Source organism: Clavibacter sp. MX14-G9D (assembly GCF_032917815.1).
GTDB classification, from domain to species: domain Bacteria; phylum Actinomycetota; class Actinomycetes; order Actinomycetales; family Microbacteriaceae; genus Clavibacter; species Clavibacter michiganensis_K.
Genome location: NZ_JAVCVL010000127.1, coordinates 1 through 8,229 on the forward strand (window position 1 = coordinate 1; position 8,229 = coordinate 8,229).

8 protein-coding genes and 1 pseudogene are annotated in these 8,229 nt (G+C 73.6%); 6 read left to right on the forward strand and 3 right to left on the reverse strand.

Features of this window, described 5'->3' with window-relative positions:
• Together Q6969_RS10615 and Q6969_RS10620 are read right to left on the reverse strand one after the other, a co-directional pair.
• Positions 1 to 266 (reverse strand): annotated as a pseudogene (locus Q6969_RS10615) (hypothetical protein); the annotation flags it as partial.
• Between the two features lie 10 nt (positions 267 to 276).
• Complete coding sequence (locus Q6969_RS10620; RefSeq protein WP_317230409.1) at positions 277 to 546, reverse strand: hypothetical protein; 270 nt, start codon at positions 544 to 546, stop codon at positions 277 to 279.
• A gap of 173 nt (positions 547 to 719) precedes the next feature.
• Here Q6969_RS10620 and Q6969_RS10625 point away from each other — a divergent pair, with 173 nt between their 5' ends.
• The gene (locus Q6969_RS10625; RefSeq protein WP_317230410.1) at positions 720 to 1,103 is read left to right on the forward strand and encodes a cold shock domain-containing protein; all 384 of its coding nucleotides are present in this window, start codon (positions 720 to 722) and stop codon (positions 1,101 to 1,103) included.
• Positions 1,096 to 1,887, forward strand: coding sequence for a DUF3027 domain-containing protein (locus Q6969_RS10630; protein WP_317230411.1), 792 nt, complete (start codon positions 1,096 to 1,098; stop codon positions 1,885 to 1,887). Before Q6969_RS10625 ends, Q6969_RS10630 begins: the two co-directional genes overlap by 8 nt.
• A gap of 70 nt (positions 1,888 to 1,957) precedes the next feature.
• Here the strand turns inward: Q6969_RS10630 and serC are convergent, their stop codons facing one another.
• Entirely contained in the window at positions 1,958 to 3,076 is a 1,119-nt protein-coding gene (serC, locus tag Q6969_RS10635) for a phosphoserine transaminase (RefSeq protein ID WP_317230412.1), read from the reverse strand.
• A gap of 108 nt (positions 3,077 to 3,184) precedes the next feature.
• Here serC and Q6969_RS10640 point away from each other — a divergent pair, with 108 nt between their 5' ends.
• From Q6969_RS10640 to Q6969_RS10655, 4 genes are all read left to right on the forward strand, one after another.
• Positions 3,185 to 3,883, forward strand: coding sequence for a metal-dependent transcriptional regulator (locus Q6969_RS10640; protein WP_317230413.1), 699 nt, complete (start codon positions 3,185 to 3,187; stop codon positions 3,881 to 3,883).
• A gap of 413 nt (positions 3,884 to 4,296) precedes the next feature.
• Complete coding sequence (locus tag Q6969_RS10645; RefSeq protein WP_317230414.1) at positions 4,297 to 5,136, forward strand: NlpC/P60 family protein; 840 nt, start codon at positions 4,297 to 4,299, stop codon at positions 5,134 to 5,136.
• 359 nt (positions 5,137 to 5,495) lie between these two features.
• Entirely contained in the window at positions 5,496 to 5,993 is a 498-nt protein-coding gene (locus tag Q6969_RS10650) for an HNH endonuclease (RefSeq protein WP_317230415.1), read from the forward strand.
• 71 nt (positions 5,994 to 6,064) lie between these two features.
• A complete protein-coding gene (locus tag Q6969_RS10655) occupies positions 6,065 to 8,137 on the forward strand; it encodes a prolyl oligopeptidase family serine peptidase (RefSeq protein WP_317230416.1) in 2,073 nt (690 codons plus the stop codon).
• The last annotated feature ends 92 nt before the right edge of the window (positions 8,138 to 8,229 follow it).

Genomic DNA, 8,229 nt, shown 5'->3' on the forward strand with positions numbered 1-8,229 from the left:
CGCCGGGCGAGCGACGCGCGGAGGGCGGGGAGGGGGACCGGGCGGGTGGCCGCGCCGTCCGCGGAGGCGACGGCGAGGACGGCGAGCGCGGTGCGGTCGAGCTGCTCGAGCGCGGACGCGACGGCGTCGGGTCCGAGCAGCGCGTCGGCGAGGTCGAAGACGTCCGCGATGCGCGTCGCCTCGATGCCGCGGTCGCGGACGAGGCCGGTGAGGGCCGCGTCGTCGAGGGCGCGCAGCCGCGACGCGAGCACCAGGGCGTCGGACATGGTCGTCCCGCTAGCGGGACGTGCCGTCCATGCGGCGGCGGCGACGGACGCTGATGACGAGGATCGCGATGAAGAGGAGCGCGGCGAGGGGGATGCCCACCGCCGGGAGCAGGAGGATGACCTGCCACACCGGCGTGCTGTACTGCGACGCGTCGACGGCGATGAGCGGGGCCAGCAGGATCGCGACGATGCTGAGCACGGCGATGAGCAGGATGCCGGCCAGCATGTAGGCGAGGATGCGCTCGGCCCGTCCCTCGCTCGGTGCGGTGTCGGATGCCATCCGCCCAGACTACGCCGTGGCTCGCGCCCGGGCGCGTCGCGCGCGCAGGCCCGGCGGGCGGCCGTGCGCGCGGGATCGGGCCCCGCGCCACCCGGGTCCGGCGGCCGCGGGCGAATAGACTGGTGCGTTCACCCGCACATCGAGCCCCGCCCGGGGCGGAGGAAGAGGATCGCATGCCCACCGGCAAGGTCAAGTTCTACGACGAGGACAAGGGGTTCGGGTTCATCAGCTCGGACGACGGCCAGGAGGTCTTCCTGCACGCGTCCGCCCTGCCGTCGGGAGTCGCCGGGGTCAAGGCCGGTACGCGGCTCGAGTTCGGCATCGCGGACGGCAAGCGCGGCGCGCAGGCCCTGTCCGCCCGGATCCTCGACGCCCCGCCCTCGCTCGTCCGCATGTCCCGCAAGCCCGCCGACGACATGGCCGTCATCGTCGAGGACCTCGTGAAGGTCCTCGACGGCATCGGCACGAACCTCAAGCGCGGCCGGTACCCGGATGACGCGCACGGCCGCAAGATCGCGGCGATGCTGCGCCGGGTCGCGGAGGAGCTCGATGCCTGAGCGCCGGGGCGACGAGGCGACGATCGATGACGCGACTGCCCACGACGTGGTGGCCGCCGACGCGGCGACCGACGACGTGAATGCCGCCGACGCGACGGCCGACCACGCGACCGCCGCGGATGTGCCGCCCGCTGATGAGGCCGTCCCCTCGCCGGCGACGCCCGGTTCGGCGGACGAGCCGGAGGGCGCGGCCGTCGAGCCGCCCGTGGCCGACGCGGAGCTGCTCGCGGCCGTCGACCTCGCTCGGGCGGCGCTCCGGGAGATCACGCCCGATGACACGGTCGGCGAGCCCGCCGGGTCGATCGTCGAGGGGGACCGCGTGCTCTCGCTCCTCTTCGCGAACACCATGCCCGGGTATCCCGGGTGGTACTGGACGGTCACGCTCGCGCGCGTCGAGGACGCCGCTCCCACCGTGCTCGAGGTCGAGCTCATGCCCGGCGAGGGCGCGCTGCTGTCACCCGAGTGGCTTCCGTGGTCCGCTCGCCTCGCCGGTGTCGAGGCCGAGCAGGAGGCCGAGCGCGTCGCGGCCGAGTCCGCGGACGACGAGGACGACGACGAGGACGACGACGACGCCGCGGAGGATGCCGAGGACGCGGACGACGTGCTGGACGGCGTCGACTTCGAGGCCGCCCCGGCGGAGGGCGACGACGATGACGACGACGCCGACGACGACGACGATGACGATGACGACGACGATGACGACGATGACGACGACGCCGACGACGACGATGACGACGACGACGATGACGACGACGACACGAGCTTCGACGGCGCCGATCGCTGATCCGCACCCCGCATGACGACGGCGGCGGCCCCCGAGGGGACCGCCGCCGTCGTCGTCTCCGGGGTCGGGATCAGCCCGCGCCGTGCTCCACGACGAACTCGATGCAGCGCACGAGGGCGCGCACGTCGTCCGGCTCGATGGCGGTGAAGGTCGCGACCCGCAGCTGGTTGCGTCCGAGCTTCCGGTAGGGCTCGGTGTCGACGACGCCGTTGGCGCGGAGGGTCCTGGCCACGCCCGCCGCGTCGATCGCGTCGTCGAGGTCGATGGTGACCACGACCTGCGAGCGGTGCGCGGGATCCGCGACGAACGGGCGGGCGTAGTCCACCCGCTCGGCCCACTCGTAGAGGACGGACGAGGACTCCCGCGTGCGGGCGTCGGCCCACGCCAGCCCGCCGGCCCCGTCGATCCAGTCGAGCTGGTCCTCGAGCATGAGGAGCGTCGCGAGAGCGGGGGTGTTGAGCGTCTGGTTCAGCCGCGAGTTGTCGACGGCGTTCTTGAGGCTCAGGAACTCCGGGATCCAGCGCCCGGACGCCGCGATGCGCTCCACGCGCTCGAGGGCGGCGGGGGAGAGGAGGGCGAGCCACACGCCGCCGTCGCTCGCGAGGTTCTTCTGCGGGGCGAAGTAGTAGACGTCGGCCTGGGCCGCGTCGAAGTCGATGCCGCCGGCCGCGCTCGTCGCGTCGACGACCGTCAGCGCGCCCGCGTCGCCGTGCACGCGGGTGACCGGGGCCATGACGCCCGTGGAGGTCTCGTTGTGCGGCCACGCGTACACGTCCACGCCCTCCACGGGGACCGCCTCGGCGCGGCTGCCGGGCTCGGCGCGGATCACGTCGGGGGACTCGAGGAACGGCGCAGACGCGGCGGTGGCGAACTTGCCGCCGAACTCGCCGAAGACGAGGTTCTGGCTGCGGCGCTCGATGAGGGAGAAGGCCGCCGCGTCCCAGAAGGCGGTGGACCCGCCGTTGCCGAGCACGACCTCGTAGCCGTCGGGCAGTCGGAAGAGGCGGGCGAGGCCGTCGCGAACCCGTCCGACCATGTCCTTGACGGGCGCCTGCCGGTGTGAGGTGCCGAGGATCTGCGCGCCCGCGAGCGCGAGGTGGTCGAGCTGCGCCTGCCGGACCTTGGACGGGCCGCAGCCGAATCGTCCGTCGAGGGGCAGCAGTTCGGTGGGGATCTTCGTGGTCGGCATGCGGCAATGCTAGGGGACCGTCCCGCCGCGCCCGCGGGCGTCCGGGGCCGGGGGCCGGTCATCGCGCACCCGGGGAAGTAGGCTGGTCCCTGGCGCAAGGGAGGCCCGATGACTGATCTCGTGGACACGACGGAGATGTACCTCCGCACCATCCTCGACCTCGAGGAGGAGGCCATCGTGCCGCTGCGGGCGCGCATCTCCGAGCGCCTCGGGCACTCCGGCCCCACCGTCTCGCAGACCGTCGCCCGCATGGAGCGCGACGGGCTCGTCGTCGTGAGCGGCGACCGGCACCTGGAGCTCACGCCCGAGGGGCGCAGCAAGGCCGTCCACGTCATGCGCAAGCACCGGCTGGCGGAGCGCCTGCTGAGCGACGTGATCGGCCTCGAGTGGGAGTTCGTGCACGACGAGGCCTGCCGCTGGGAGCACGTGATGAGCGAGCAGGTGGAGCGGAAGATCCTCGACCTGCTCGGCCACCCCACCGAGTCCCCGTACGGCAACCCCATCCCCGGGCTCGACGAGCTGGGCGACTCGCCCGCGGTGGCCTTCATGGCCGGCGTCGTGAGCATCGTGGAGGCATCCCTCGGCACGACGGAGGACACTCCCGCCCGCGGCGTGATCCGCCGCCTGGGCGAGCCGGTGCAGTTCGACCCGGAGCTCCTCTCCCAGCTGAAGCAGGCCGGCGTGCTGCCGGGGGCGACCGGGTCGTTCTCCCGCGAGGGCGCCTACGTGCTCGTGCGCGTGGACGGCGCGGGCCCCGGGCTCGAGCTGCCGCTCGAGGTCGCCGGGCACATCTTCATGGAGCGCTGACGAGGTCCGCTGGGGCCGCCGCCGGCGGCCCGCGAGGGGGAGGATCGACCGGACCACCCCCGGACTGGGCACACGCGGCCGCCACGCCGGTGCCACCGGGGGTTATGTAGCGCATCCACCCCGAGGATGACGCTCGCCGTTACGGATTCGTTAGCAATATGGTCCCTCAGGATGACAAACGAGGGCCCGTCGCTTACTCTCGAACAGGCCCGACCGACCACCACAGAGGTTCCGGGCCCGGTGCAGGGCGTCTCGACACCCGTCCCCTGCACGTGTACCCCTCGACGACCTTGGAGGGACGGGGCGCCAGCATGCCCGGCGTCGAGACGCAGGAGGTTGACAACTTGGCCCATGGTGACATCAGCGGTTCCGTCGGGAACCCGTCCGACCCGACTCGACCGCCCGCACCCGGGATGGATCGTGTGCCCACTCGCCGCGAGCTCCGCGCCGCCGAGAACGCGAAGGCCGTCCGGCCCCGTCGCGACTCCGCGACCCGCACCCTCCAGACCCCCGCTCCCCGCCTGAGCCCGGCTCCTGTCGGCCGCTCGCGCCGCACCAAGGCCGCCAACGCGGTCGTCATGACCTTCGTCACCGGCCTGGTCGGCGTCATGGCCATCCCCGCCTACGCCGCGGGATCGTCGCTCGAGACCACCACCAGCGCCGAGGGCACCTCGCTGCAGGACTACACGGCGGCGAACGCCCAGGTCGTCACCGCCGACAGCGCCTCGTCGGCGCCGGTCGAGGAGGAGGGCTTCACCGCCACCTCCGTCGCCGAGCTCAACGAGCAGAAGGCGGCCGCCGCGCGCGCCGCCCTCGCCGAGCAGCGTCGCACGCAGCTCGCGTCCACGGCCACGAGCTACACGGGGGCATCCGCCACCCAGCTCGCGTCCAACCCGATCTACCAGGGCACGTCGGCCTCCGGCGTCTCCGCCGTGGCCCGCCAGTACCTCGGCGTCCCCTACGTCTTCGGCGGCGAGACGCCCGCGGGCTTCGACTGCTCCGGCCTCGTGAAGTACGTGTTCGCGCAGTTCGGCCTGAACCTGCCGCACTCGGTGCGCGCCCAGCACAACGCCGGCCGCGTCGTGTCCCGCGCGGAGGCGCTGCCCGGCGACATCGTGGTCTGGAACGACTTCAGCCACGACGGCATCTACACCGGCAACGGCATCTTCATCGACGCGCCGAAGCCCGGCGACCACGTCAAGGAGCGCCCGATCTGGAGCCAGAACGTGCACTTCGTCCGCCTCCTCGGCTGACGACCTACCAGCTCGACCCGTGACGGGCCGGCGGCACGCATCCTCCGCGATGCGCCGCCGGCCTTCGTCGTCCCCCGGGACAAACGGGGGGCCCTGGGCTACCCTGTGCGATGAGACGTCCCTCGACCCGCCCGGGAGCCCCGATGACCACCGCACGCCACATCCGAACCATGGATGCGCACGTGCGCCGCGGACACCGGCACCATCCCCGGGTGGGCATCCACCTGGTCCACCCGAGCGGTCACCCGCTCTCCTAGGAGGCATCGCCGAGCACTCGGCGGTGCCTTCGCGTGTCCCCGGGGGCGGGGCGCCTCATTCGGATTCCTGGAAGCCGTCCAGGCCGGTCTGAGAGGGATGTCGTGCGCACCTTGGTACTCAACGCGGGCTTCGAGCCGCTCGCCGTCGTGTCGTTCAAGCGGGCCCTCGTGCTCGTGCTGAGCGGCAAGGCCACCATGCTCGCCCAGGACGAGGAGCACCCCATCCTCGGCAACGGCGGGGTCTGGGGCCGCCCGTCGGTCATCCTCCTCACGCGGTACGTGCGGATCCCGCATGCGCGCCGCGTGCCCGTCTCGCGCCGGGGCGTCCTCCGGCGGGACGGCGGCCGCTGCGCCTACTGCGCGCGGAACGCCACCACGATCGACCACGTCATGCCGCGCTCCCGCGGCGGCATGGACACCTGGGAGAACCTCGTCGCCTGCTGCCTCTCCTGCAACAACCGCAAGAGCGACCGCACGCCCGAGGAGATGGGCTGGACGCTGCGCACCCCGCCGCGCGCCCCGCAGGGCAGCGGCTGGGTCGTGAGCGGGATGGAGCGACCCGCCCCCGGCTGGGACGAGTTCCTGGCGCCGGCGGCCTGAGCCGAGGGGCGTCCCGCGGGCTCCGGGACGCGAGCAGGGGATCCTCCGGACGCCGTCCGTAGGCTGAGGGGATGACCGCCGACGCTCGCGACACCGTGACCCCCGACGACCCCTTCCTCTGGCTGGAGGAGATCCACGGCGACCGGGCGCTGGCCTGGGTCCGCGCGGAGAACGAGCGGACGCTCGCCCGGTCGCCCGAGGAGTCGCGGGCCGGGCTCACGTCGGAGCTGCTCGAGGTGCTGGAGTCCGACGAGCGCATCCCCTACGTGACGCGGCACGGCGAGCACCTCTACAACCTCTGGCGCGACGCCGACCACGTCCAGGGCCTCTGGCGGCGCACGACCCTCGACGAGTACGAGGCCCCCGCGCCCGAGTGGGAGGTGCTGCTCGACCTCGACGCGCTCGGCGAGGCGGAGGGCATCCCGTGGCAGTTCGCGCGCGCGCAGCTGCTGACGCCCGCCCGCGACCGCGCGCTCGTGTCCCTCTCACCCGACGGCGGCGACGCCGTGGCGGTCCGCGAGCTCGACCTCGGCTCCGGCCGGTTCGTCGAGGACGGCTTCTCCGTGCCGGTCGCGAAGACGATGGTGTCGTGGATCGACCGGGACACCGTGTTCGTCGGCACCGACTTCGGCCCCGGGAGCCTCACGGAGAGCTCCTACGCGCGCACCGCGCGGCGCTGGAGCCGCGGACAGGCGCTGGCCGACGCGCCGGAGGTCCACGCGGTCGCCGCGACGGACATGCTCGTTCACGTCACGCACGACCCCACGCCGGGCTTCGAGCGCGACGTGGTGCGAGAGGTGCCCGACTTCTTCACGTCCCGCACCCTCCTGCTGACGGACGCGGGCACGGTGCGCGTCGACGTGGCGGAGGACGTCGACGTCGACCTGCATCGCGAGTGGCTCGTGCTGCGGCCGCGGACCGACACCGAGATCGGCGGCGTCGTGCACGCGGCCGGGTCGCTCCTGGCGGCGCCCCTCGACGACTTCCTCGCGGGATCGCGCGAGGTGGCGGTGCTGTTCGCGCCCACGTCGTCGCGGAGCCTCGAGGACTGGGCCTGGACGGCGGGGCACCTCGTGCTCACGCTGCTCGAGGACGTCGCGAGCCGGATCCGCGTCCTCACGCCGCCGGCGGCCACGGGCTCCGGCGGATGGCGGGTGGAGGACGTCCGCGTGGGGACGCCGCTGGCGTCCGTCTCCGTCGTCGCGACCGACCGGGAGACCGACGAGTACTGGCTGGCCGTCACCGGCTTCCTCACGCCGCCCACGCTCCTGCACGGCGTCGTGGGCGAAGGGGGGCCGCGGCCCGTCAAGGAGCAGCCGGCGTCGTTCGACGCCCGGGGCCTCGAGGTCGCGCAGCACTTCGCCGTCTCGGACGACGGCACCCGCGTGCCCTACTTCCAGGTGGGGCCTCGGGACCTGCCGCTCGACGGATCCGCCACGACGCTCCTGTCGGGCTACGGCGGCTTCGAGAACAGCCGGCTGCCCTCCTACAGCGGCGTCGTCGGCCGCGGCTGGCTGGCCCGGGGCGGCGTGTACGTGCTCGCCAACATCCGCGGCGGCGGTGAGTACGGACCGGCCTGGCACCGGGCGGCGCTCCGCCAGGACCGCCACCGCGCCTACGAGGACTTCGCGGCCGTCGCCCGTGACCTCGTAGCCCGCGGCGTCACCGTCGCCGCGCGCCTCGGCTGCGAGGGCCGGAGCAACGGCGGGCTGCTGGTCGGCAACATGATCACGACCTACCCGGAGCTGTTCGGCGCCGTGGTCTGCGGGGTCCCGCTGCTCGACATGCGCCGCTACACGCGGCTGTCGGCGGGGGCGTCCTGGATCGCCGAGTACGGGGACCCGGACGTGCCGTCCGACTGGGAGTTCATCCGCACCTTCTCGCCGTACCACAACGTCCGGGCCGGGGTCGCGTACCCGCCCACCCTGGTCTACGCCGCGACGAGCGACGACCGCGTCGGGCCCGTGCAGGCGCGGAAGATGGTCGCGCTGCTGGAGGAGACGGGCGTCGAGGACGTGCGGTACTTCGAGAACACGGCCGGCGGGCACGGCGGATCGGCCGACAACCCGGCGACCGCGCGGCTGCAGTCGCTCATCCACGCGTTCCTCTGGGAGCGGCTCGCCGGCGTGACGGCGGGCGCGTGACGACGGGCGCCTGACCCGGGAGCCGGGTCCCCGGGTCCGCGCGGCGGTGTCGGCCGGGCCGGTGCCCGTCCGCGGGCCGGTGCCCGTCCGCG

Bases quoted from the DNA above. Each gene is read 5' to 3' on its own strand.
- Q6969_RS10620 (WP_317230409.1), bottom strand. From the start codon at position 546: ATGGCATCCGACACCGCACCGAGCGAGGGACGGGCCGAGCGCATCCTC.
- Q6969_RS10625 (WP_317230410.1), top strand. From the start codon at position 720: ATGCCCACCGGCAAGGTCAAGTTCTACGACGAGGACAAGGGGTTCGGG.
- Q6969_RS10630 (WP_317230411.1), top strand. From the start codon at position 1,096: ATGCCTGAGCGCCGGGGCGACGAGGCGACGATCGATGACGCGACTGCC.
- serC (WP_317230412.1), bottom strand. From the start codon at position 3,076: ATGCCGACCACGAAGATCCCCACCGAACTGCTGCCCCTCGACGGACGA.
- Q6969_RS10640 (WP_317230413.1), top strand. From the start codon at position 3,185: ATGACTGATCTCGTGGACACGACGGAGATGTACCTCCGCACCATCCTC.
- Q6969_RS10645 (WP_317230414.1), top strand. From the start codon at position 4,297: ATGGATCGTGTGCCCACTCGCCGCGAGCTCCGCGCCGCCGAGAACGCG.
- Q6969_RS10655 (WP_317230416.1), top strand. From the start codon at position 6,065: ATGACCGCCGACGCTCGCGACACCGTGACCCCCGACGACCCCTTCCTC.